Genomic DNA, 22545 nt, shown 5'->3' on the forward strand with positions numbered 1-22545 from the left:
GGCCCGCGCCCGCGCTCAGGCCCTTGCCGGCCCTTCGCCCGTGTGCGGCGGGCCGCGCGGCGACAGCAGCTGCAGCACGCCCTCCAGCCCCTGCACCTGGTGGTCGGCCAGCTCCCAGGGCCGCACGCCGGGCCGCACGGTCTGCACGGTGGTGGCCCCCAGCGCGCGCCCGGCCGCGAGTTCGGACAAGGGGTTGTCGCCGATCACCAGCGCGTGCCGGGGTGCGCAGCCTTCGCGCGCCAGGATCTGCTCGAAAATCGGCTGCTTGCCGTGCGGTGCGCCATCGCTCGCGGGGCGGTCGTCCACCGCATCGATGAACACCTGTTCAAACCAGGGCCGGATGCCCAGGGCGTCGATCTTGCTGTCCTGCAGGCGCCGAAAGCCGCTGGTGACCAGGTAGCGCCGCAGGGGAATGCGCGGCAGCAGGCCGATGTCGGGGTAGCCGTGCAGCGGGGCGCGCACCTGCAATTGGCTGAACTGCCGCCAGCCCGCCGCGCGCATGGCCAGGGTGAAGCGGTAGCGCTCGGCCACCAGGTCAAACGCCGTGAACCAGCATTGGTACAGGGCCTGCTCCAGCATGGCGGGGGCCAGCGCCCCCTGGTTGGCCTGCCGGATGGCCTCGAACGCGGGCTCGAACAGCGGCCCCACGGCCCGTGCGTCGAGCAGGCAGTTGTCCAGATCGAAAATCGCTACGGCGCAGTGCTCCATCGTGCGCTCACCCCGCCACCACGGACACCCCGTGGTCCGCCAGCGTCAGGCTCACGGGGGCGCCCACGTCCAAGGGCGACTTCACCAGGGGCGAGACCACGAAAATCTCGCCCAGCGCGCTGGCGAAGGTGTATTCCATGATGCTACCCAGGTAGGTGCGCTTGGTCAGCCGCGCGGCCACGCCGGTGGCGGTGGCGGGCCCGATGACCCAGGCCTCGGGCCGCACCGCGATCTTCACCGGGCCGGAGGCCAGCGAGGCGGGAGACGGCACGCGCAGCGGGCCGAACTCGGCATGGCTGGCGCCCGCCGGGCCGCCGGCGTGGTTGCGGCCCTCGAACAGCATGGCCTCGCCCATGAAGCCCGCCACGAACTCGGACGCGGGCTGCTCGTACAGCTCGCTGGGCGCGCCGCGCTGGGCGATGGCGCCCTTGTTCATCACCACGATCTGGTCGCTGACCGCCAGGGCCTCGCTCTGGTCGTGGGTGACGTAGGCCACCGTCAGCCGCAGGCGCTGCTGCAGCGTGCGGATTTCCTCGCGCATGGAGCGGCGCAGGCGTGCGTCCAGGTTGGACAGCGGCTCGTCGAACAGCAGCACCGCCGGCTCCAGCGCCAGCGCCCGGGCCAGCGCCACGCGCTGCTGCTGCCCGCCCGAGAGCTCGTGGGGCCTGCGCAGGTCCAGGCCGTGCAGGCCCACGGTGTCGAGCATGGCGCGCGCCTTCTCGCGGGCCGGCCCCTTCTTCATGTCCGACATGGCGAGGCCATAGCACACGTTGTCGATGACGTTCATGTGCGGAAACAGCGCATAGCTCTGGAACACCAGGCTCACATTGCGCTGCGCGGGGCCAAGGGCGGTCACATCCTGGCCTTCGATGAGGATGCGCCCCGAGGTCGGGGACTCGAGCCCGGCGATCATGCGCAGCGTGGTCGTCTTGCCGCAGCCCGAAGGGCCCAGGATGGTGGTGAGCGTGCCGCGCGGCACGGTGAAGCTGATGTGGTCCACGGCCAGCGGGTCATGGCTGCCGGGGCCATAGCGCTTGCTCACGCCCTGGAATTCAATGCCGTGGGAATCGGGGTTCGTCATGGTGGGCATGCGTGAAGGTGTCCGAAAGCCTGTTCAAAGTCCTGCTGGAGCCGCGCGAGCACTTTGCCGGGATGCGATGCCAGGTCCGGGACTGGCGGGTGAAAAAAACCGAAAGCCGGCATGGGTGGGACGGCATGCGCTCAGCCCCAGGCCAGCAGGGCGTCCACGCCGATGACCTGGCCCTGGTCGAGGCGGTTGAACAGCGTGACCTCGGCGCCCATGGCCTCGGCGATCTGGCGGCAGATCGACAGCCCCAGGCCCACGCCGCCCTTGCCGGCGGAAAACGGCTGGAACAGCCGCTGGCGCACGGCGTCGTCGATGCCCGGGCCTTCGTCCCACACCAGCACCTCCTTGTGGCCAGTGCTGTCGCGCAGCAGCACGCCCAGCCGCCCGTGCGCGGGCGTGTGGTGGATGGCGTTGGCCAGCAGGTTGCGCATGAGCTCGCCCAGCAGGGCGGCGTCGCCGGGGGCCCACAGCGCCTCGGGGCCCTCGAGCGCGAAATCCAGGCGCTTGGCGGCGATCAGCGGCGCCAGCTCCATGACGGCCTCGCGCGCGATGGCGTTCAGGTCCACGCCGGGCAGCTCGCCCACACGCTTGAGCTGCTCCACCTTGCTCAGGCTCAGCAGCTGGTTGGCCAGGCCGGAGGCCCGGTCCACCGTGTGCAACATCTGGTGCAGCGCATCGGCGACCAGCACGTCGCCGGAAATGGCCGACTGCAGCTGCGTGCGCAGCACCGCCATGGGGGTGCGCAGCTGGTGCGTGGCATCGGCCAGAAAGCGCCGCTGCTCGTCGATCCAGCGGCTCTGGCTTTGCTGCAGCTCGCCAAAGTGCCGCACGGCGGGCGCCAGCTCCGAGGGGCCTTCGTCGCCGTGGCCCGGGTTCCCGGCGCCCGGCCGGGTAAGCGACACATCGGCATGGAGCAGCCAGCCCGATGCCACGCGCGCCACCACCACCACCATGGCCGTCATGGCCAGCGCCAGCAGGTACATCCCGCCCACGCCCGCCCCGCCGACGGCCAGGCTGGGCAGCCGGGGCGCGCGTTCGCTCCAGGGGCGGGCCACCTGGCGCACCACCATGGGGGCGGCGCCCTGCCCTCCTTGCGCAGCCGGGGGCGGATGCAGCGTGACCCCCACGCGCACCAGCTGGTCCCCGGCCTGCGCCAGGTAGAAATGCACATTGCCCGGGCCCCGCGCGGCTTCGGCGGGGGGCACGCGCGGCAGGGCGACGCTGCCGGCCAGGCGCTCGCCATCCAGGTTGCTTTCGCGATACCAGACCGGCGTGGAGCCGTGCGCCGTGGGCAGTGTGTCGGGGGGCGCCACGGGCCAGTCCGCCAGCGCCGCGCGCAGTGCCTCGTCCTGCGCGGCGGCATCGTGCCGCACCTGCTGTGCCACCTGCACCAGGGTGATCAGCGCCACCAGCGCCCACAGTGGAACCAGCAGCCACACCAGCAGCAGCCGGTGCAGCGAACCGCCCCGGGGGCGCCACGGCCGCCACCACCTGCGCACACTCACCGGGGTACCCCGCCCTTGTCCGATTTGTCGCCCTTTTGCGCGGCCATGCTGTCGGCGTCGCACAGCAGGTAGCCCACGCCGCGCAGGGTCACGATCTCGGCATTGGTGCCCACCAGTTTCTTGCGCAGGCGGTGCACCACCACCTCCACCGCGTCGGCCTGCACCTGCTCGCCCGTGTCGGCGAACACCTGCGTGCGCAGCTCTTCCTTGCTCACCACGCGGTCGATGCGCGACATCAGGAGCCGCAGCAGCTCGGCTTCGCGCTGCGACAGGTCCAGCGGCAGCGCCTCGTTGTAGAACACGCCGCTGGCCGGGTCGCGGTAGAGCGCGCCGCAGCGCAGCTGCCCGTCGCGCCCCACCCGCCGCGTCAGGGCCCGCAGGCGCGCCACCAGCTCGTCCAGGTCGAAGGGCTTGGCCAGGTAGTCGTCGGCCCCGGCCTCCAGCCCGGCCACGCGGTCGGTCACCGCGGCGCGGGCCGTCAGCGCCAGCACGGGCGTGGTGCTGCCGCCGTCGCGCAGGCGCCGCAGCACCTCCAGCCCGTCCAGGCCCGGCAGCGACAGGTCGAGCGTGATCACGTCGAAGGCCGTGCGCCGCGCCGCGGCCAGGGCCTCCTTGCCATCCGCGCAGCACAGCACCTCGAAGCCGCGCGCCACCAGGCTGCGGCTCAGGGCGCCGGCCAGGTCAAAATCGTCCTCCACCAACAGCAGTTTCATCCCGCGATCATGCCCTCCCGCCGGGGGGCCGGCCACTGTGCTTCTACGGAGGCCGGGTGAAAGCAAGTCGAAAGCGTGCGGAGCGCGGCGCGGGCGGGCGCGGCCCACGGTGGGTGAAACCCCGCCAGCCCGCACAAGGGCCTGTGCTGCCCGCCGCGCCCTGTCCCTTCTCTAGGCCGTCCGCGCCTCGATCCGCCTTATTTCCTGAACCGCCAGTTCCGTCAAAGCCCGGGCGCTGAACGGGCGGCCGATCAGCACCGTGTTGTTGTTGTCGGAGGACGCGCACAGCTGGATGCGGTCGGGCTCCCCGCCGGCATCGAAGAGGACGCGGAACACCCGGGTGCTGCGCGCCGGATGCCATTCCACCTTCTGGTGAAAGTAGGTGCACGACACGGCGTTCGCCAACGGCTGGGGCACCAGCCCCAGCGTGTTCACCAGCAGCCCATGAAGTGCTTCGCGGTTCATCTGCGTTCCGAAAGAAAAGAAGGCCTGCCGGGCACCTTCGGCAGTGGCCTGAATCGGCCCGCAGGCCCGGACGAACGTCGGCAGCACGAAGATGAAATCCAGCAACCGGGCACCTCGCGCAAGGGGTTGGCGGGATGGTGCGGCGTGCGCCGGCGGCAGCTTGAGCTGGCAGGCCGGTGACGTCAGCGCTGCCCGTGGCGCTTGCCGTCACGGCGCTGCAGCCGCTGCAAGGCCACCATGGCCATCCACACCGCCATGGCCATCAACGCCCACTCGGAAAGGGTTGGTATGGAAGAAGCCGCCACCGCGGCAGACCACACCAGCGAAACAGGGATTGCAGAAGAGGTGCTGGTATCGCTGCCGGCGAAGCCGCATGAATCTGCCACGCCTGCGGTGGAAACGGCGATCCCGCTGCAGAACATGTTGTGCCTTGCTGATGTGGTGCTGGTCTCAAAGAAGGAAAACCGGTCACCGATGCCGTGGGGAGCCGTGCCAGAAATCCAGCGCTGGATCAGAATGTTCACACCCGTGATCGCGCCGCTCGCATCGGTCGTGACGCGGAAGTTCCAGACCCGGACGTTCGGGTCTGCATGGGTGTACGTGGTGAGGCCATCTGAAAAACTGAAGGCCGAGACCAAGGCGCCCAACTGTGCAGACGCCAGGTTGGCGGCCAGCGGCGCGGTGGTCGTGAACGAGCCAGACGTGTTCATCGCCGTGGTGAAGTTCTGGCACAGTGGCGTGCCGCACACCGTGAAGTTTGTGAAACCCGTGTAGTTGCCCGCCGCGGTGGCCACGTAGGTGGTGGACTGCGCTTGAGCCGCCCCCGCAGCGCCCAGCAAACAAGCAAGCGATCCCAGCCACTTCCAGACGATCTTTTTGAACATTTTGGTTTCCACGGTTGGTGAGCACGTTGCGCCGTCCCGGGCACTGGGTCCCCCTTGACTGCGCCAAGCGCCGCCCATGCCAGCCTCGGCGCCTCAGCATGTTACCCGTGCGGGCCGCGCGGTTGCGCCCTGGATCCGGGCCCGGCGTATCCCGCTTGACCCGCCTTTGCTCCAGGCACCGTGACCGGTCTTCTAACCGGCATCTTTGAATTCGTCGCTGAAGTGCCGGTGTTCAGGTGCCAGCGCGCCAAGCTCTGGAGAGCCCGTTTTTCGTCCTGATCAAGGCAAGGCCCCTTGGGTTGGCTGGCGCCAAGCGTGCCCCATCCGTCAAGGCCTGCCACGGTCAACGCGAGGCCGGGGTGTCATCGATTGCTATATTTACGATAGCTGCCAGCGCTTGATGAACAAGCGCAGAAGTCCAAAAACATGTTCGATTGCCGGCCTCCATCGGAGGCAGCACATCGACCAGCAGTAACCCCCCTGGTTCCACATTGGAAGCACCCCAGCGAAACCACCGAAAACCAGAAGGGGATGAGGAAGGCAAGCCATGCGACAGCCTCGCAGGCAATTGTCCCCGGCACGCTTTATGGAAACACGCACACGCCCAATGACTGACTTTTGGCCCGGTACATGGCGGTGTCTGCAGCGCGCAGGTAGTCGTCGACCGTCGCCAGCGTGGATGCGCTGCTGGCCAATCCGATACTCGCACCACTGATCACGGTGTGCCTGCCAATCACGTATGGCACTTCCAGGGCGGCGGCAATCTGCTCCGCGCGTTGGCTGGCTTCAGCGGGATCAATGGACTCCAGCAGCACATTGAACTCGTCGCCACCCATGCGTGCGACCAGATCCCCCGTCCGCACGCAGGATTCGAGCCGCCGTGCCACCTGTTGCAATAGCTGGTCGCCCACGTGGTGCCCGTAGCTGTCATTGACGGCCTTGAAACTGTTGAGATCCAGCAGCAGCACGGCGAACATCGTGGCTCCATCGCGTGTCGGCATGCCACCACCGTTCGCCACCTCGTTCTGGTGCAGCGCGATGAGATGAGCGAGGCGATCGCGGAACAACGGCCGGCCGGGCAAGTTGGTCAGCGCATCGTAGGAACTGCCACGTTCGGCCAGATCGCTCAAGGAGCCCGCCATGCGCACCGCAACGCCGTCTTCGAACTCGGCGAGCCCGCGCCAATTGACCCACACCAGCCGCCCCGCCCCGTGGAAAGCGCGGAAATCCACCGAAAAGTTCGGGCTGTTCCCCGATAGGTGCCTGCGGTAGGCCTCCTGCACGCGCCCGCGATCCTCGGGATCGATGAGCTGCTCGAGAAAGCGCCAGCCTCCGCTATGCACAATATCGGCGCTACCCAGCCCGACGATCTGGAGAAAACGCCCGGACACATGCAGGGCATCCGTTCGCAAGTCCCAATACCAGATGCCGTCATTGGATCCGCGCGTCGCCAGCGAATAGCGGTTTTCGGAGCGCAACAACTCGAGTTCGGTGTTCTTCTGCTGGGTGACGTCGATCATCAGGCCGATCATGCGGTTCGGCCGCCCCGGCTCGACCACTGCACGGCACAGATCGCGCACCCATACCACCTTGCCAGACTTGGCAATCAGCCTGTAGCTCATCTCGTAGGCATGGCTGTGCGTGGCGTTGTAGGCGGCATCGTCGATCACCAAGGCCGCCTCCAGATCATCGGGATGCACATGCGCCCGCCAGAAGCCGGGGTCGGCCCGCCACTCCTCCACGGAGTAGCCGAACAACCGTTCGACCTGCGGGCTCAGAAAGGTATTGCCCACGCCGATTTCAGCTTCCCAAACCACTCCATCAATGGTTTCCAGCAAGCGCAGAAAGCGCTGGCGAATTTCCACCAGCACCTGCTCGGTGACCTCGGTGATCTCGATCAGGACACCCTGGCGGCTGATCACCCGATCCGCCGCATCCGTCTCCGGGTGGAGCTGCAGACGCACCCAGCGATAGTCCGCGTCGGCAAAGCGCAAGCGGAACACCGGCATGCCCGAGCGCATGGTGCCGATGTCGTCGGGATGCACGAATTCAAGCAAAGACCTGCCGAGCGCCGCCGCCACCGAATGGCCGGTGAGCTTGTGCCACGCCGGATTCAGATAAGTGATCTCCCACAGCGCATCGGTTTGCACCACCGCCTCGGGTAACAGTTGCAGCAGCTTTGCGGACGGCGTGGGAGTGGTGGGCATGCAGGGCTGTTGCAAAAAGGGGGGCAAATACATCCAACGGATAGCAAAATCAACCACGTAAGATCAAGTATGGCACGGGTTTATGGCACTTGCGGCCCCGTTGTTTCGGTGGTTTGGTGCAGCGATAGGGTGCAAGCCAGCAACGCCCTCCCCCTGCGGGCGCTCGTGCACATCACGACGGCATCGCCCGTCAGAACGCCACGTTCACGCCCACCGTCAGATTGCGCCTTACCAACGGCCCGGCAGTCTTGACAAAGGATGTAGGTGCGTAGGCCAGCCAACCCGTCCGGTTGTCGGCCTTGAGGGTGCGACTGCCACGGCGCACCGCTGCTGAACTGGCTGTGGGCGGTCGGACACCTTGTACAGCAGCGGCTTGTGCAGCGCTCAGGCCCTGCAGCGTCATCTGCTGGACCATCTCCAGGCGACGGGCAAACGTAAGTCGGGCGCGCTTATGGATGTTCATTCGGTTGGGTGTCCTGAGTCGACTGGGTGTTTGGCGACTTGCAGTTTCTCAACCCAATCCGGATGAACACCGGATACAACCTATTGAATCCTCACATCTAGCCAGGGTGGCCATGTGGTTCTTCAAACCGAGGCAGCTGCCGCAGTTCTTCGACCCGCATTCCCTGTTTGCTCATCACGCGCGGCACCAAGAACGCTCTCCACCGCTGCTCAAATGCGTCCACCTGCTGCTGGTAGCGCGTGTGGCTGTCCACATCTGTGCCGGCGAGCCGTTCGCCATATAGCGCCAGCGCCAGGCCGGGTGACAGCCATGACCATGCCGACACCTGTTGGGCTTGCCGTACACGGCTTTGGCGGAACTGTTCCACCAAGGGCTGCAGCGTTTCGTCCTGGTCCAGCACGCGCACTACAAAGCTGGCGGGCCATGCAGCGGGCTGTTGCGCGGGGATGTGCGGGTGTTCGTCGTACCAGGCTTCGGCCAGCGCCTGCTCGTTGTCCTCGGCCTGGTGCTGTGCGTCGCGCAGGGCCACCACGGCTGACAGGCGCGATGGCAGGGGCGCGGCTTTTTGCGCCAGCAACACCAGACCCGCGGGCACGGCAAACGTCAACGCCAGCCACAGCCCCAGCGCAGCCAGTATGCTGGTGGCGCCGCTGATGGGCAGGCACGACAAGATGCCGCCCAGTGCCACCCACAACGCGCAGAACGCGCCCAGCGCGGCAGCCCACTGCAAGGCGACCGCAGCGGTGGCACCAGGGTCCAGCAGCAGCGCCGGCATGGTGGCTGCCACCGCAACCATCCACAGCGCCAGCAGCCTGCAGCCCAGAGCGGCGAGCAGGATGGGGCCGATGCCGTAGTGCGACTGCACCCGCAGCAGGCCCAGCCGGCCCTGCTCACGCTCTTCCTGCAGCAGCCCGGCGCACAGCACCAGGGCCACCAGCGGCAGCAGCAGCGCCACCATGGCTGGCAGGCCGGGCAAACCGGTGTCCGTGAGCAAAGGGTTGCGCAGCGGACCCGGGTCGCGCGAATCGACATGCCGGGTGTCGAGCGACGCCTTGGTGCGCGACGGCAAGACCTGCAGCCGCTGCACGCCCAGCGCCAGGCCTGCCTCTACCGGCATGCGGGTGACGCCCAGATCGCTGCGGCCCAGCTGGTAGGTGGCGGTGGCACTGGCCGCGCTGGGTGCGGGGCTGGCCTGCAGGCGCAGTTGCTGGGCGTGCAGTTTGTCGGCGAATGCGGTTTCGTCCTGCGCTGCGGCTTGGCGCCAGGCTCGGGCGTCCAGGCCCGCCACGGTGGCAGAGGCCAACAGCACCAGCAAAAGCGCAGCCAGCGCCCACCACGCCACGGGTTGGCGGTACAAGCGCAGGCCCTCGGCCTGCCAATGGATGAGGCGTGGATATGGCATGCGACGGGTTGTGGTTGTAGAGGTGACAAGGGCCGTCAAGGGTTCAGCCTCCTGGCGCCCAGGCAGAGTGCCGTCAGGGCCGCCAGCAGCCAGGCCGCCAGGGCAGCCCAGTCAGCGGCGCTGTGGCGCAGCGCAAAGCCGATGCCGGGTGGTGTGTAAGTCCATTCCGGAATCGCCTGCCACAGCGCGTTGCCTGCGTAGCGGCTCTCGAACGAAGTGACCCCCTGGGTAGCTTGCAGGTCCCATTCGTCCACCAGGGTGGTGAAGCGCTCGCGGTATTGCTCGGCGGCTTCTTCAAAGTGCTGCTGGTGGGCCAGGTCGGTGCCCGCCAGTGCGCTGGTCACGGCCCGCATCGGGGCGTAGGGCGATACGGCGGTCAGCCATCGCAGCAGGTATTGCTGCTGTGCCTGCGTGTCCCACAACTGGCCGAAATGGAGTGCGTACACCTTGGTGGCATACGCATCCCTGAACAGGCGGCGCTTGGCATTGGCGCCAAAGGGCAGGTCTTCCAGGCGCGCCACGCCGTTGTCGGCCAGCAGTTGTGCGTCAAACGCCTTCATGCGCTGGGCGGCGCTGCCCTCCCCCGGCAGGCCCTGGTCAATGTCGCGCTGGATACCGGCCCAGAACGCCTCGCCCGTGGGCAGTGGCGCCAGCGCCTCGACCGTGGACGCCGCCAGGCGCGGCACGATGAACACCCAGCCCACCCACAGCGCCAGCAACACCAGCAGCGCGCCGCGCGAAGTGCGACACCTGGACGACACCCCGACCGTGACGGCCGCCCAGGTGGCGTAGTACGCACCGAGCGCCGCCAGCAGCATTGCGGCCTCAGCCGCACCCTGCCGTGCAGCCAGCAGCCAGCCTGCAACCAGCGCAGCGGGTGCCAGCACCAGGGCCACGCTGGCACACAGCCCCAGCCACTTGCCCAGTACCAGCGGCACGCCGCGCATTCCACACGCATGCAGCATGCGCAGGGTGCCCTGCTCCCGTTCTTGCGTGACAGAGCCATGGCCCAGCACGGCGAGCAGCAATGGCACCAGCGCCAGCAGCACAAACGCCGGGGTGAAGTCGCCCAGGCCCATGGACGGGGCGGCGTCAGCGGCGGGTGCGTGCTGCGCCATGTTGCGCTTGTGCGGCTCCAGCCACAGCGCCTGACCGGTGCGCGCATGGATGCCAGGGTCTACGCTGGCCAGTGGCAGTTGAGGCTTGAACGCATACAGCCCGAAGTGCGCTGCACGGTGGGGGTTGCGGTCGCCCTGGTGATCCCACTGCGCACGCGCGGCGGCCTCGACCTGATGGCGCTCCTGTTCTGCCACCTGGCGCTGGTGCACGGCCGACACCAGCACGGCCGCCAACAGCAGTACCAGCACCAGCCCGAGTCCCGACAAGCGCCCGTCGCGCAGCAACGCGCGCATCTCCTTGGCGGCGATGGATGCGATCATGGTGCGGTGTCCTCCACCACGCCGCGCGCATGCTGCAGGTAGATGCGCTCCAGCTCGTTGTGGGCGATGTCGTGCGCGGCAAACTCCGCCACCAGGCGCCCTTCGCGAAGGATGCCGATGCGGTCAGCCACCTGAATGGCATTGAACAGGTCGTGTGTGGCCATCAGCACGGCCATACCGCCCTGCTTGGCCTGGAGCACGCTTTGCGCAAACTCGTTGGCAGCAGCAGGGTCCAGCCCGGAGGTGGGCTCGTCCAGCAGCATGGCACGGGCACGGCGCGCTTTGGCAATCGCCAGGCCTACCTTTTGCCGCATGCCCTTGGAATACCCGCCAACCCGGCGGCCCTGTGCATCGGGTGCCAGGCCCGACGCTGTGAGCAGGTCGTGCGCTTGCGCGCTGTCGAGTGCAATGTCTGACAGCTTGCAGAAGTAGCGCAGGTTCTCCACCCCCGACAGGTAGGGGTACAGCGCCACGTTCTCGGGCAGATACGCCAGGTGAGCGCGTGCCTGCTGCGGCTGCAGCGAGGCGTCCACCCCGTTGACCAGTGCCTGGCCCGACGCGGCGGGAACAAAACCCAGCAGCGCGTTCAGCGTGGTGGTTTTGCCCGCGCCGTTGCCGCCCAGCAGCGCATACACGCTGCCCGCCGTGACCGCTAGGTTGAGCGCCTGCAGCGAGACCTGGTCGCCCCGTCGGATGGTGAGGGCGCGGGTCTCAAGAATGGCCGCGGCTTCCATCAGAAGAAGTAGCGCAGCGTGGCGCCAAACGTGCTGCGGGGAAGGGGCGACATCATCAGCCCTGCGGCACTGCCGTAGGCGATTTCGGTGCCGTAGCGGTGGGGCTGGAAGGTGGCGTACAGCGACAGCTGCGTCTGCTTCCAGTCGTACGTGGCGCGCAGGTCATAGCGCGTGTACAGAGGCATGGTGCGCTCTTGCGTGGCGGGCGTGCCTACGTAGTACGGCATGTCCGCGATCAGGTAGGCATCTGCATTGAGTGTGAGCTGGCCTTCGCCCAGCCGCAGCTTGTGCTGGGCCCCGGCCTTGAGTTGCGTGGCAGGCACCGTGAGCTTTGCACCGGTATTGGGTGCCGGGTTGTCCACCTTGGCCTCCAGGATCTTGCCGCTGCTGGCGTACACGCTGGTGGCGCTGCTGGCGCGCCAGCGGGCTTCCAGCTCCAGCCCTTTGCGCGTGGTCTCGCCCACCGATTTGAAAGAGCCATCGGCCTGACCCACGATTTCGTCGGAATTCTGAATGGCGTACCCCACGCCCGACACTGTCCAGCCGCTGGCAGGCGATGCGGTGAAGCCCAAGTCGAACGAACGCACCTTGCTAGGCGCGATCTGGCTGATGACACCGCCTGTCGCACCCAGCGGGCCAGTGGCGCCGCTGCTGCTGATCTGCTCGGCCGAAGGCGACCGCATGCCTTCGGCCACGTTGGCAAACAACTCCACCTGCGGTGTGAGCGACCACGACGCGCCCAGCTTGGGCGTGAACACGCCCTTGTCGTAGCCGGTGCTGGCCGCGGGCAGCTTGAGGTTGGCGATGTCGTAGTCAAACCGGTCGTAGCGCGCACCGGCGCTCAGTTTGAGGGTATCGGTCACGCGCCACTGGCCCTGCGCAAACAGCCCGTAGGTCAGCAGGTCCAGGTCTTGCGCATTGACGTAGCTGGCCGATGGTGCGCGGTTGACGTAGATCTGGCGGTAGGCGTCGCCACGGTCCTTGCGCAGCTCGGCGCCGAAGGCAATGGCGGCGTTGCCAAACGTGGTGTTGTGCAGCACGCGCGCGCCAAAGATGTCCCGGTCGTCCACGCCCACCGTATGGTGGGTGGCGTTGGCCGTGATGCCGCGTTTGCGATTAAGGCTTTCCGCATAGGCCGTGGCATACCATCCCGCCTCACCTTCGGCCGGGGCGCGGTTGAACACCAGGCTGGTACGCCGCGCATTCCCGAAGCCGGCGTTGTTCGATTGGGTGGAGCGTGGGTCCAGCCCAGCTTCCAGCGCGGGCAGCAGCAGATACCCAGGCGCATCAAAGTCGGCCACGTAGCGCATCACGCGCAGGCTGTAGCGGGCGCCTTGGTGCTGGGTAGACAGCTTCCAGAACAACGTGTCGCGGCCGGTGCGGGACGCATAGCGGTAGCCATCGTTGTGGTACACATCGGCCATCCACAGCGAGTCGATGGTGGAAAAGCTGGTGGGAATGGTGCTGGACAGCACCAGGGTACTGCGGCGCAGGCCATGGCGCTCGGCGCTGATACTGACGCTAGACGGCGTGGCACTGCCGCCGTTGCGGGTGCGGATGTCAACAGCGCCTGCGCGGTTCTGGTCGCCATACAAGGCAGAGATAGGACCTTTGATGACGTCCACGCCGTCGATCAGGTCGGCGTGGAGCCATTCCAGAAACACCGGGCCGTGCCCTGCCCCACCCTGGCTGGACGGAATGTTCTGCGGCACACCGTCAACATACACGGCGGTATCGGCGCCGTGCGTGCCCTGGGTGGCAAACCCGCGCATGCGAAATCCGTTGCCGGTTTCGCCCTGGTCGATGTTGTTGGCCAGCACGCCGGGCACGCGGCGAAAGATGTTGGAAATATCGCGGCCAACATTGGTGTTGGCAATGTCGTCCTGGTTGAGTTGCTGCACCGTTGCGGGGAGTGCGCCTGGCTGGAGCGTGACGGCAGCGCGTTCGCCGGGCGTGCGCGTGGCGGCGGCGGTCGTGCCCAGCACGTCCACTGCCGGAAGAGCGCGTGCGGGCTGGGTGATTGCTTCTGATGCGGAAGCTGCGGCAGGTTCCTGTGATGTCTGTGCATGGGCCCACGGCACCAGTGCCGCCGCCAGTGCGGCAGCAGTGAGCTTGGCAACGGGCTTGCGGTTGAGCGCAGCACGGCTGCGCGATGGAGAAGGGGAAAAACGGGTTGGGTTCATGGCGGGTTTCGTCAACGGACGATTTGGGGTACGGGCACGAGTACGAGCGCGCGCACGCGCTGCCCAACCGCCGAGGGATCGGCGGCAGTCAGAGTGCGCTTGGAAGTACGTGAGCGAGTGAGTGAATGGGGCTGGGCAGGCCGCGCAATGCGGCCAGCTTTTAGAAAGCCACCTTCACCCCTACCGTCACGTTGCGCCCCATCAGCGGCGCCGCGTTCTTGATGAAGCTGGTGTGTGCATACGCCAGGCGGTCCGTCAGGTTGTTCGCCTTCAGATACACCTGCCACGGCGTGCCGCTGCTGAACTGGCCGTTGTAGCTCACCCCCAGGTTCAGCATGCCGTAGCCCGGCGTCGCGGTTTCGAACTCCGCCACGCCGTTCTGGCGGGCCACCTGCACCCATTCGACCTGACCTTCCCAGGCTTGCCAGTTGCCGTCCAGGCGGATGCCCGCGCGCGTGGCGGGGATGCGGGGCAGCAGGCCGCCGCCGTCGTTGAGCCGGGCGCGCACGGTGTCGCCGAACAGGGTGATACCCAGGTTGCGGTTCAGGCGCTGGCGCACCTGGCCTTCGATGCCGGTGAAGGTGGCGTCGGCCTGGCTGTACTGCAGCAGTTGCAGCCCGTCCACCGCATCCAGCGTGCGGCCGTAGATGTAGTTGTTGATGCGGTTGCGGAAGATGCTCACGCCAAAGGTGGTGTCGCCGCTGGTCTTCCTCAGGCTCACATCGATGTTCTGCGAGATCTCGGAGCGCAGGTCGGCGTTGCCGCGCTCATAGGTGCTGGTGGCCATGTGCAGGCCCTGGGCGTACAGCTCTTCGGCCGACGGCGCGCGGCTGGCGCGGGTGAACGAGGTGCCTACCTGGTAGCCGGGCGTGAATTTCCACACCGCGCCCAGCGATGCCGACGTGCCGTTGTGGCTGCGCTCGATGCCGCTGGCCTGGGCCTCGGCGGTCTGGCGGTCGTGGCGCAGGGCGGCTTCGAAGCGCCAGTCCCCCACGCGGTATTCCTCCAGCGCGAAGAAACCCAGCTTGCGGGTGACCGTGGGCTGCACATAGGCCTCTTCGCCCTCGGCGCTGAACTTGCGCTGCGAGGTCTGCAGGCCGACGACGCCCTTGAACCCGGCCAATGGCTCGTGCTGCAGTTCGATGCGCGTGTCGTAGGCCTTGTTCTTGAAGGTGGTGCTGATGGCGCCGTCCTCGACCTCGTCGTGCACATAGTCGGTGACGCCGGCGCGCAGGCGCAGCGCCGAGAAGCCGGCGAAGGGGTTGCGCAGCTCGCCCCGGATGTCGAAGCGCTCGCTGCGCAGGTCCACCACGGGCACGTCGCCATGCTCTTCGGCGCCGTGGTCGTGGCCGTCTTCCCCTTCACCCGCGTGGGCGCCGCAGTGCAGGTGGTCGCCATGGGTGTGGCAGCCCTCGAAGCTGTGGTTGTGGCCCGGCAGGCCGTACTTGGCGCTCTGGCGCGTGTAGGCGGCGCCCAGGTAGCCCTGCTCACCCACCCACGACAGGCCGACGCTGCCGGTGTTCGTGCGGTTGAAGCTGCCCAGCACCTTGCGGGCGGGCTCGCCCTCGGGGGCCCAGCCCTTGCCCACGCGGTAGTCGCCCGCGTCGCGCGCCACGCCTTCCACGTGCACGGCCAGGTTGCCCGCGCCGCCGGTCAGCGAGAAGGCCCCCGCCCCTTCGCCCGCGCCGGTGTTGGCGCGCAGCTCGGCGCTGCCTTCGTAGCCCTTTTGCGGGATGGCGGTGGGGATCTTGCCGTCCAGCACGTTGACCACGCCGCCGACGGCGCCGTTGCCGTAGACCAGGGCCGAGGGGCCGCGCAGCACCTCGATCTGCGTGGCGAGCAAGGGCTCGGAGACCACGGCGTGGTCGGGGCTGATGGTGGAGGCGTCGTGCAGCTCGGCGCCGTCGCTCAGCACCTTGACGCGCGGGCCGTCCATGCCGCGGATGATGGGGCGGCTGGCACCGGCGCCGAAGTGGCTGCTGGTGATGCCGGGCTCGCTGTTGAGCGTCTCGCCCAGCGTGGCCTCGCGGCGGCGCACGAGCTCGTCGCCCTCCAGCACGGTGACGGGCGTGGTCATGTCGCTGGCGCCCAGTTGCAGGCCGCTGGCCGACACGGTGACGGACGGCAGGCTGGGCGCTGCCTCGGTGGCGGGGCCGGCGGCGGCGGGCGCGGCCTGCGCGTGGGCGCTGCCCGCGCCCGACAGCGCCAGCATGGCGGCCAGGGCCACGGGGTGGAGGGCTGGACGGGCGCGCCGCGCTGGCGCGCAAGGGGCAAAGGAGGTGTGGATCATGGTGATGCTTGCAACAGGGGGCGCGCCGCGCCGGCCAGGCCAGGCGAGCAGCGCGCGGCTTCACGCCACGGGGCGGGAAGCCATGAATAAAAAATGCCTCCAGCGCTTGATGGTCAAGCGCTGGCAGCTATGAAATCAGGAGTTTTGATGTAAACGAAGCACGGGGTGCGCCGTGGGGGAACCTGCTCCGGCGGCGTTCGCGGCCCTGCGGCAGAGGCGGGGGCGGCCGGCGCGTGGAAAAGGCCCGGGGCGTGGTGCTTCAGGCCCGGCCGGGCGGGCCGCGCGCCTGGAACAGCGCGACATGCGCGACGGCGACGCGCCCCGCGGGGTCGGTGGACGGTGCTTGCGCCGGCACCGCATGGGGCAGCGCCAGGGGAGCGCTGTGCAGGGCATCGCCCAGCGCGAGCTGGTCGAGCACGAGGCAATCGACGGGAGCGTGGTGGCCCAGGAGCAGCGGCAGCAGCAGGCCGTGGCCGTGGCCGCTCGCCGAAGGGGCGGCCCCTGGTGCAATGGACGCCGCGGATGCGGCGGAAGACAGCGCCTGCCCCGCATGCACCCGGTCCAGCGCGCCGCCGTGCACCACCTGGTGCAGGCGACCGAGCGTGGGCACGGCCACCAGGGCCAGCAGCAGCCAGGCCAGCGCCAGCCGCACCACCTGCGACGGCAGGCGGCGACTCCCCCGCTTTTGCCCGCGCGCACCCTGCCCCGCGCCGCGCAGGGCATGTGGCCGCGTGGCTGGTCGGGGGCGGAAGGCGGAGGTCACGGTAAAAAATAGGGGGCGGGGGCGGCGCGGACAGGCAAAGCGCCGGCAACCTGCGATTATTTCACCGGCACGGCCTCGACCACGCGGTAGTACAGGCCGTACTGGTCGTTGTGGAGCACGGTGAACCTGCCTTCGACCACCACGGGCTCCAGCGAATAGCGCACGGGCGTCTTGGCCTTGACCTCGACCATGCTCTCGGGCCCGCCGGGCAGGCAGAACGAGCAGGTCAGCGGCACCGAGGTGAGCAGGAAGTGCGTCTGCGTGGCCTTGGCGTCCAGCGGCATCATGAAGCCCTGGATGCGCTGCGTGGTCTTGTCCATGCCCTTTTGCGCGTCGTTGAACACGGGCAGGATGCCGTCCTTGGTCGTTTTCTTGGTCAGGTCGGTCAGCACCGACCAGGGGATCACGTCATTGCGCTGCGGCAGCGGCGCGATGGGACTGTTCGGGCTGTGGTAGCCCGCACCGGAGCCCGACGGCACACCCGCCACCGGCGCACCCCCAGCCCCCGCCGGCAAGGGCGAACTGAGCGCAGGCGCCGCGGAAGGCTGGCCCTGTGCCAGGGCGGTGCCGGAGATGCCGACACCCAACGCCAGCGCCAAAGGCAGAGCGACAGAGCGCCCGGGCACAAACCGAGGCAACAAACGATGGTGCATAAAAATCCCCTTCCGTGAACGCCCCGTGCGCACAGGGCCAACTGTTCCATGACCGCATCAACGCCGTCGAGGAACCACTTGACTCCACCCGACCTTATTTGCGGCTGCGCCCGACAAAACCGGCGCGCCCCCCTGCCAGTGCCCCCGTGGAACCGGCTCCGCAGGGCCACCGGGGCGTCCCCCCTCAGGGGGGAAGGCGCGCAGCGCCTCAGGGGGGAGCTTTAGTGCATGTGGCGCATGCCGCAGTATTTGCCAATGCCCAGACCCTTGCACGCGGCCTGGAGTTCCTTCTGGCAGGTGTCGTGGCCCTTGCCGGCCTCCAGGCACTTGGCGGCGGCCTCGTGCGCGGCGGCCATGGCGCGGTGGCGCTCGGCATCGGCCTTGGTTTCCTTGTCGGAATGCGCGCCCTGGGCATGCGCCAGCGCGCCCGCCAGCAGCAGGGGCGCCAGGGCCAGGGCGGTGAAGAGCTTCTTCATGGTGAACCTTTCGAATCGGTGGGTCGGAAATGGAAATTCAGGGTTGGCTCAGCAGGTCCGCGACCTCGGTGCGGTAGGCCTGCATCGCTGGCAGCAACGCCGCCAGGGCCGCCACGCCGGCGGCCAGCAGCGGCACGCCGGCCTCCGCGGGCAGCCACACCAGGCCGCTGACGGGCAGCAGGCCCTGTGCCTGCAGTGCCCAGCCCAGCGCGTGGGCCAGGCCGTGGCCCAGCAGCAGGCCCAGGGCGCAGGCCATGGCGGCCAGCCACAGGGCCTCCCACAGCACCAGCCCGGCCACGCGGCCCGGCGGCGCGCCCAGCATGCGCAGCATGGCCAGGTCGGCGCGGCGTTCGCGCACCGCGTTCCACAGCGCGATGAACACGCTGAGGGCCGCCACGGCCAGCAGCACGCCGCCAAAGGCGCGCAGCACATCGGCGCCCACGCCCAGCAGGCGCAGCAGGCGCGTGACCTCGATGGCGGGCGCGGCCGCCTGCATGCCCGTGTCGGCATTGATCCGGCGCGGCAGCGTGACGGCGGCGAGCGGCGTGCGGTAGCGCACCAGGGCCACGGTGACCTCGCGGTCGTCCTTCAGCAGTTCCAGGTCCTCGTCATCGGTGGCCATGGCGCTCTCGTGCACCATCCAGACGGATTCGGTGCTGGTGAGGATGAGCCGGTCGAGCACGCAGCCGCAAGGCGCCAGCACACCGCTCACGCGGTAGGGGTGGTCGCCGTGCGCGTGCCCTCCCCCGCCCAGCCCGTGGCTGCCCACAAAGGTGGCGCCCACCAGCGGCGCACCGCCATGGCCGGCCCTGGCAATGCCGCGCACCACGGTGGCGCCCAGCACCGCATCCATGGGCTGGCGCCACAGCGCGCCTTCGGCCAGCGCGGCCTCGTAGTGCGCCACGTAGTCGGGCGTGGTGCCCACGATGCGAAAACCCTGGTAGCTGTCGCCCAGGCTGAGCGGGATGACCTGCGCCACCAGCGGGTTCTTCTGCAGCGCCTGCACCTCCTGCAGCGGAATGTTGCCCGTGGGCACGTCGATGTGGAACACCCCCGCCAGGATGAGCTGCAGCGGGCTGCCCTTGGCGCCCACCACGAGGTCGATGCCCGCGAGGTCGCGCTCGAACGCCTTGTCCAGCTGCGTGGCCACCAGCAGCACCAGCGTGATGGCCGCCAGGCCCAGCGTGAGCACCAGCAGGTTGAGCACGGCCGCCAGGGGGCGCGACCACAGGTAGCGCCAGGACAGGCGGGCCAGCTTGATTGCTACTGAATTCATAGCTTTTCGCGCTTGTCCTGCAAGCGCCCGGGGCCAATTTCGTTCAAATCCAGCATCTGCGCGCTGGCCAGGGCCTGCACCACGCGCTGGTCGTGCGTGGCAATCACCAGGCTGGCATCGCAGGCGGCGGCGCTTTGCCGCAGCAAGTCCAGCGCATCGGCGGCGGCCTCGTCGTCCAGGCTGGCCGTGGGCTCGTCGGCCAGCAGCAGCTCGGGCGACAGCAGCACGGCCCGCGCCAGCGCGACGCGCTGCGCCTGCCCGCCCGAGAGCTGGTGCGGCCGGCGCGTGGCGAGTTCGGCCACGCCCACCTGCGCCAAGGCACGGGTGATGGCGGCATCGTCGCGCGGCAGCCCGGCGGCAAAGTAGACCAGCGCCAGGTTGTCGGCCACCGTGAGCGCGCTGGAGAGGTACAGCTTCTGCGGCAAAAAGCCGATGCTGCGCGCGCGCCAGGCGTCAATCTCGGCGCCCCGCTGCGTGCCCAACTGGGTGCCCGCCACGAACAGATCGCCGCCGCTGGCACCCCGCAGGCCGGCGATGAGCGACAGCCAGGTGGACTTGCCGGTGCCCGAGCGCCCCCGCAGCAGCAGCGTGCCGCCCTGGCGCAGATCCACATCGGGGAAGCGCAGCGGCGCGTCGCCGCCGGGGTAGGCATAGGAAAGGCCCCGGGTGCGGATCATGCGGCGGCGCCCTCGGCAGGGTGCGCGCAGCCCGCGCAGCGGCCGCGCACCGCGATGTCCACCGCCAGGCTCTCATGCCCCGCCGTGGCCAGTGCCTGCAGCACCTGCCTGAGCGCGGTCCGTACCTTGGCCGAGCCCTGCGACAGGCGGAACTGGCGGTGGCAGTCATCGCATTCAAAGCGCGGCGCCGCGCCGTCGTCGCCCTGCGGCGCGAGCGCGTAGCGCGTGACGCGGGCGGCATCCACCTGCTTGTGCAGCAGGCCCGCGGCGGCAAACCGGTCGAGCATGCGGTAGACGGTGACCTTGTTGACGGGGGCGCCAGCGCCAGCCAGCGCGGCTTCCACCTCTGCCTCGGACAACGCAGCCTCGGGGCGCGCCGCGTACAGCGCCGCCAGTGCCCGCGTGGCACGGGTGGCGCGCATGCCGGCGGGCAAGGTCCAGGTGGCGGCGGGCACTGTGGCGGGGGAGCGGCGGGGTGTGGGCATGGCGGGTGCGGGGCGGCGGCGCCTGTAACGCAATCAGCTTGCATTATGCAGGCAGCCGGCACCCCGCGGCGGCAATCACCGCCCGTGGGCACGGGCCATCCCGCCCCTTCAGTGCCTTCTGGCCGCCGCGCCAGCACCGTCCCGGGGCGCGAGGCCTCAGGACCAGAGGCGGTAAAGCCAGTAGCTTTCGTCCTCGGCCTGCACGCGCCGGGCCAGCTCGGAGGGGCTTTGGCCCGTGACGCGCTGCGTCTCGCGGCACAGGTGGGCCTGGTCGGCGTAGCCCGCGCCCAGCGCCACGTCGTGCCAGCGTGGCGCGTGCCCCGACTGTTCGCTCTCCAGCCGGGCCCGCGTGAGCGCGGTTTCCGCCCGCGACAGCCAGCCAAGGCGCCGCAGCGACTGGCCGGCCCAGGTCCGCACGTGGCGCTCCAGGCTGCGCAGGCTGCCCCCCAGGCCCCGGGCGGCAGCGTGGGCCTGCAATTCGCGCATCCACCGCACGGCCGCGGCGGCGCCCGCCGCAGGGGCCTCGGCATGCGCAGGTTCCTGGCTGGCCACGAAGTCCTCCAGCAGCGCCATCCGTTGCGCATCGCTGGCGGCCGCGCGCACGCCGTCGCACAGCGCGAGCCAGGCGGGCGACAGAACGTCCTGCACGGGCAGCAGTCCGTCCACCAGGGTGCTGATGTCCAGGCCCGTGAGCCGGTGGAATGCCTGCGGATGGAAGACCACGCCAAAGGTGCGCACCGGGCCGGGGTTGCGGGTCACCAGCGGCCGGGTCTGGGGCCCCAGCAGCAGCGTGGCCGGCAGCGCCCGCACCGCCTGCTGGCCGGGGCCGAGCTGCTCGGAGCTGCCCTCCAGGTACCAGGCGATGCCGCAGTACACCGAGGCCGGATAGCGGTTGAGCTGTGGGCCTTGCGTCGTGCCGTGCGCCCGGCGCGTGGTGTCCTTGGTGATGTACGCGCGGATGCACCCCGCCAGCGGCGCAGGCGGCAGGACCACGGTGGCAAAAGGGAGCTGGAACCGGATTCGCACAGGCCCGCATCGTAAACAGGTCCGCCCCGGATCCCAACGCTGGACCACCAGGCGCCAGGCCTGCGGCACGCCGCGCCTGGCGAAAACGTTCAAGACGGCACCGCCGGTGCGCGCCAGAATCACCCGCACCATGACACCCACACCCCGCTCCGCCGCACCTGCCCCCTCCACCCCGCAGCAGCCGCTGCTGGCATCGGCCCGGCCCAGCCATACCGCCCTGCTGTGCGGCATCGCGCGCGCCCGGCACCAGTTGATCGAGGGCGGCGAGATCTTCGCCGACCCGCTGGCGCTGGACATCCTGGGCCCCGCCGGGGCCGCGCAGGTGCGGCAGGCGCTTGAGGGCGATGGCCCGCAAGGCCTTGCGAGGGACGCGGGGAGCTTTTCGCAGGCCATGCGCGGCGCGCTGGCGGTGCGCAGCCGCATTGCCGAAGACACGCTGCGCGAGGCCGTGGCCGCCGGGGCCACCCAGTACGTGGTGCTGGGCGCGGGCCTGGACACCTTTGCCTTGCGCGGTGAATGGCCGCGCGGCCTGGCGCGCGTGTTCGAGGTGGACCACCCGTCCACCCAGGCATGGAAGCGGGGCCTGGCCGCTTCGGCGGGCTTGCGCATGCCCCCGGGGGCTGCCTATGTGCCGGTGGACTTCGAGCGCCAGGATTTCATGGAGCAGCTGGCGGCCCAGGGCCTGGACGCGGGCCAGCGCACGGTGTTCTCCTGGCTGGGCGTGACGATGTACCTCGCCCCCTCGGCCGTGCAGGCCACGCTCGCGCGCATCGGTGCCGGGGCGGCGCCGGGGAGCGTGCTGGTGTTTGACTACGTGCGCCGCCCGGGGGCGCTGCAATGGGGTCGCAAGCTGGCGCTGGGCCTGATGGCGCGGCGTTTCGGCCGCATGGGCGAGCCCTGGCGGTGTTTCCTGCGCGATGCCGAGCTGCGGGCCCTGCTGGCGGGCCATGGCTTCGAGCCCCCCGAGTTCATCACGCCCGCCATGATCCGCAGCACGCTGCTGGCCCACCGGCCCAGCACGCCGCGCCAGCGGGTGCTGGGCGGGCTGCTGGGTGGCGTCGTGCGGGTGCGTGTGGGTGCGCGGGCCCCCGCGGCGGCCCGGTGACCAC

General features: G+C 69.3%; 21 protein-coding genes and 1 pseudogene. 2 read left to right on the plus strand and 20 right to left on the minus strand.

Features of this window, described 5'->3' with window-relative positions:
* Positions 1-15: 15 nt before the first annotated feature.
* The 6 genes from AC1RCS_RS08655 to AC1RCS_RS08680 form a co-directional block, all read right to left on the minus strand.
* A complete protein-coding gene (locus tag AC1RCS_RS08655) occupies positions 16-708 on the minus strand; it encodes an HAD family hydrolase (RefSeq protein WP_492245955.1) in 693 nt (230 codons plus the stop codon).
* Between the two features lie 7 nt (positions 709-715).
* Positions 716-1789: an ABC transporter ATP-binding protein gene (locus AC1RCS_RS08660; protein ID WP_218295026.1), complete on the minus strand. Its 1074-nt coding sequence runs from the start codon at positions 1787-1789 to the stop codon at positions 716-718.
* A gap of 140 nt (positions 1790-1929) precedes the next feature.
* The gene (locus AC1RCS_RS08665) at positions 1930-3300 is read right to left on the minus strand and encodes a sensor histidine kinase (protein ID WP_492245954.1); all 1371 of its coding nucleotides are present in this window, start codon (positions 3298-3300) and stop codon (positions 1930-1932) included.
* The gene (locus AC1RCS_RS08670) at positions 3297-4013 is read right to left on the minus strand and encodes a response regulator transcription factor (protein ID WP_218295027.1); all 717 of its coding nucleotides are present in this window, start codon (positions 4011-4013) and stop codon (positions 3297-3299) included. Before AC1RCS_RS08670 ends, AC1RCS_RS08665 begins: the two co-directional genes overlap by 4 nt.
* 171 nt (positions 4014-4184) lie before the next feature.
* Positions 4185-4583, minus strand: a complete 399-nt coding sequence (locus tag AC1RCS_RS08675) for a hypothetical protein (RefSeq protein WP_492245953.1) — start codon at positions 4581-4583, stop codon at positions 4185-4187.
* A 77-nt stretch (positions 4584-4660) separates the two neighbouring features.
* Positions 4661-4741, minus strand: coding sequence for a hypothetical protein (locus tag AC1RCS_RS08680; RefSeq protein ID WP_492255611.1), 81 nt, complete (start codon positions 4739-4741; stop codon positions 4661-4663).
* Between AC1RCS_RS08680 and AC1RCS_RS08685 the strand changes: the two genes are divergently transcribed.
* Positions 4716-5252, plus strand: coding sequence for a hypothetical protein (locus AC1RCS_RS08685; protein ID WP_492246000.1), 537 nt, complete (start codon positions 4716-4718; stop codon positions 5250-5252). The genes AC1RCS_RS08680 and AC1RCS_RS08685 overlap by 26 nt on opposite strands.
* Before the next feature lie 694 nt (positions 5253-5946).
* Here AC1RCS_RS08685 and AC1RCS_RS08690 read toward each other — a convergent pair.
* The 14 genes and pseudogenes from AC1RCS_RS08690 to AC1RCS_RS08755 form a co-directional block, all read right to left on the minus strand.
* Complete coding sequence (locus AC1RCS_RS08690) at positions 5947-7569, minus strand: PAS domain-containing protein (RefSeq protein WP_492245952.1); 1623 nt, start codon at positions 7567-7569, stop codon at positions 5947-5949.
* A 340-nt stretch (positions 7570-7909) separates the two neighbouring features.
* Positions 7910-8032: pseudogene (locus AC1RCS_RS08695) on the minus strand (IS481 family transposase); the annotation flags it as partial.
* Between the two features lie 97 nt (positions 8033-8129).
* Positions 8130-9434 carry a DUF3526 domain-containing protein gene (locus AC1RCS_RS08700; protein ID WP_492245951.1) on the minus strand — a complete coding sequence of 435 codons (1305 nt, stop codon included), beginning with the start codon at positions 9432-9434 and terminating at the stop codon, positions 8130-8132.
* 35 nt (positions 9435-9469) lie between these two features.
* Positions 9470-10873 carry a DUF3526 domain-containing protein gene (locus AC1RCS_RS08705; RefSeq protein WP_492245950.1) on the minus strand — a complete coding sequence of 468 codons (1404 nt, stop codon included), beginning with the start codon at positions 10871-10873 and terminating at the stop codon, positions 9470-9472.
* Positions 10870-11607 (minus strand): ABC transporter ATP-binding protein, encoded by a 738-nt coding sequence (locus AC1RCS_RS08710; protein ID WP_218338594.1) that lies wholly within the window; start codon positions 11605-11607, stop codon positions 10870-10872. The genes AC1RCS_RS08705 and AC1RCS_RS08710 overlap by 4 nt, the downstream gene beginning before the upstream one ends.
* On the minus strand, positions 11607-13790 hold the full coding sequence (locus tag AC1RCS_RS08715; protein ID WP_492245949.1) for a TonB-dependent receptor: 2184 nt from the start codon (positions 13788-13790) through the stop codon (positions 11607-11609). The genes AC1RCS_RS08710 and AC1RCS_RS08715 overlap by 1 nt, the downstream gene beginning before the upstream one ends.
* A gap of 160 nt (positions 13791-13950) precedes the next feature.
* Positions 13951-16080, minus strand: coding sequence for a TonB-dependent receptor domain-containing protein (locus tag AC1RCS_RS08720; protein ID WP_492245948.1), 2130 nt, complete (start codon positions 16078-16080; stop codon positions 13951-13953).
* A 259-nt stretch (positions 16081-16339) separates the two neighbouring features.
* Complete coding sequence (locus AC1RCS_RS08725; protein ID WP_492245947.1) at positions 16340-16843, minus strand: hypothetical protein; 504 nt, start codon at positions 16841-16843, stop codon at positions 16340-16342.
* Positions 16844-16899: 56 nt separating this feature from the next.
* Positions 16900-17496: a DUF3299 domain-containing protein gene (locus tag AC1RCS_RS08730; protein WP_218338597.1), complete on the minus strand. Its 597-nt coding sequence runs from the start codon at positions 17494-17496 to the stop codon at positions 16900-16902.
* Between the two features lie 221 nt (positions 17497-17717).
* Entirely contained in the window at positions 17718-17972 is a 255-nt protein-coding gene (locus AC1RCS_RS08735; protein WP_218295037.1) for a hypothetical protein, read from the minus strand.
* Positions 17973-18009: 37 nt separating this feature from the next.
* Positions 18010-19248, minus strand: coding sequence for an ABC transporter permease (locus AC1RCS_RS08740; RefSeq protein WP_492245946.1), 1239 nt, complete (start codon positions 19246-19248; stop codon positions 18010-18012).
* Positions 19245-19925: an ABC transporter ATP-binding protein gene (locus AC1RCS_RS08745; RefSeq protein WP_218295039.1), complete on the minus strand. Its 681-nt coding sequence runs from the start codon at positions 19923-19925 to the stop codon at positions 19245-19247. Before AC1RCS_RS08745 ends, AC1RCS_RS08740 begins: the two co-directional genes overlap by 4 nt.
* Complete coding sequence (locus tag AC1RCS_RS08750; RefSeq protein ID WP_218295321.1) at positions 19922-20347, minus strand: Fur family transcriptional regulator; 426 nt, start codon at positions 20345-20347, stop codon at positions 19922-19924. Before AC1RCS_RS08750 ends, AC1RCS_RS08745 begins: the two co-directional genes overlap by 4 nt.
* Positions 20348-20566: 219 nt before the next feature.
* Positions 20567-21403: a DUF6597 domain-containing transcriptional factor gene (locus AC1RCS_RS08755; RefSeq protein WP_492245945.1), complete on the minus strand. Its 837-nt coding sequence runs from the start codon at positions 21401-21403 to the stop codon at positions 20567-20569.
* Between the two features lie 163 nt (positions 21404-21566).
* Between AC1RCS_RS08755 and AC1RCS_RS08760 the strand changes: the two genes are divergently transcribed.
* Positions 21567-22541: a class I SAM-dependent methyltransferase gene (locus AC1RCS_RS08760; RefSeq protein ID WP_492245944.1), complete on the plus strand. Its 975-nt coding sequence runs from the start codon at positions 21567-21569 to the stop codon at positions 22539-22541.
* The last annotated feature ends 4 nt before the right edge of the window (positions 22542-22545 follow it).

This window comes from Acidovorax sp. GW823-FHT01C06 (assembly GCF_058798375.1).

Excerpts from the sequence above, each read along its gene's own strand:
- AC1RCS_RS08655 (WP_492245955.1), bottom strand. The coding sequence starts at position 708 with ATGGAGCACTGCGCCGTAGCGATTTTCGATCTGGACAACTGCCTGCTC.
- AC1RCS_RS08660 (WP_218295026.1), bottom strand. The coding sequence starts at position 1,789 with ATGACGAACCCCGATTCCCACGGCATTGAATTCCAGGGCGTGAGCAAG.
- AC1RCS_RS08670 (WP_218295027.1), bottom strand. The coding sequence starts at position 4,013 with ATGAAACTGCTGTTGGTGGAGGACGATTTTGACCTGGCCGGCGCCCTG.
- AC1RCS_RS08685 (WP_492246000.1), top strand. The coding sequence starts at position 4,716 with ATGGCCATCCACACCGCCATGGCCATCAACGCCCACTCGGAAAGGGTT.
- AC1RCS_RS08680 (WP_492255611.1), bottom strand. The coding sequence starts at position 4,741 with ATGGCCATGGCGGTGTGGATGGCCATGGTGGCCTTGCAGCGGCTGCAG.
- AC1RCS_RS08690 (WP_492245952.1), bottom strand. The coding sequence starts at position 7,569 with ATGCCCACCACTCCCACGCCGTCCGCAAAGCTGCTGCAACTGTTACCC.
- AC1RCS_RS08700 (WP_492245951.1), bottom strand. The coding sequence starts at position 9,434 with ATGCCATATCCACGCCTCATCCATTGGCAGGCCGAGGGCCTGCGCTTG.
- AC1RCS_RS08705 (WP_492245950.1), bottom strand. The coding sequence starts at position 10,873 with ATGATCGCATCCATCGCCGCCAAGGAGATGCGCGCGTTGCTGCGCGAC.
- AC1RCS_RS08710 (WP_218338594.1), bottom strand. The coding sequence starts at position 11,607 with ATGGAAGCCGCGGCCATTCTTGAGACCCGCGCCCTCACCATCCGACGG.
- AC1RCS_RS08715 (WP_492245949.1), bottom strand. The coding sequence starts at position 13,790 with ATGAACCCAACCCGTTTTTCCCCTTCTCCATCGCGCAGCCGTGCTGCG.
- AC1RCS_RS08720 (WP_492245948.1), bottom strand. The coding sequence starts at position 16,080 with ATGATCCACACCTCCTTTGCCCCTTGCGCGCCAGCGCGGCGCGCCCGT.
- AC1RCS_RS08730 (WP_218338597.1), bottom strand. The coding sequence starts at position 17,496 with ATGCACCATCGTTTGTTGCCTCGGTTTGTGCCCGGGCGCTCTGTCGCT.
- AC1RCS_RS08735 (WP_218295037.1), bottom strand. The coding sequence starts at position 17,972 with ATGAAGAAGCTCTTCACCGCCCTGGCCCTGGCGCCCCTGCTGCTGGCG.
- AC1RCS_RS08740 (WP_492245946.1), bottom strand. The coding sequence starts at position 19,248 with ATGAATTCAGTAGCAATCAAGCTGGCCCGCCTGTCCTGGCGCTACCTG.
- AC1RCS_RS08745 (WP_218295039.1), bottom strand. The coding sequence starts at position 19,925 with ATGATCCGCACCCGGGGCCTTTCCTATGCCTACCCCGGCGGCGACGCG.
- AC1RCS_RS08750 (WP_218295321.1), bottom strand. The coding sequence starts at position 20,347 with ATGCGCGCCACCCGTGCCACGCGGGCACTGGCGGCGCTGTACGCGGCG.
- AC1RCS_RS08760 (WP_492245944.1), top strand. The coding sequence starts at position 21,567 with ATGACACCCACACCCCGCTCCGCCGCACCTGCCCCCTCCACCCCGCAG.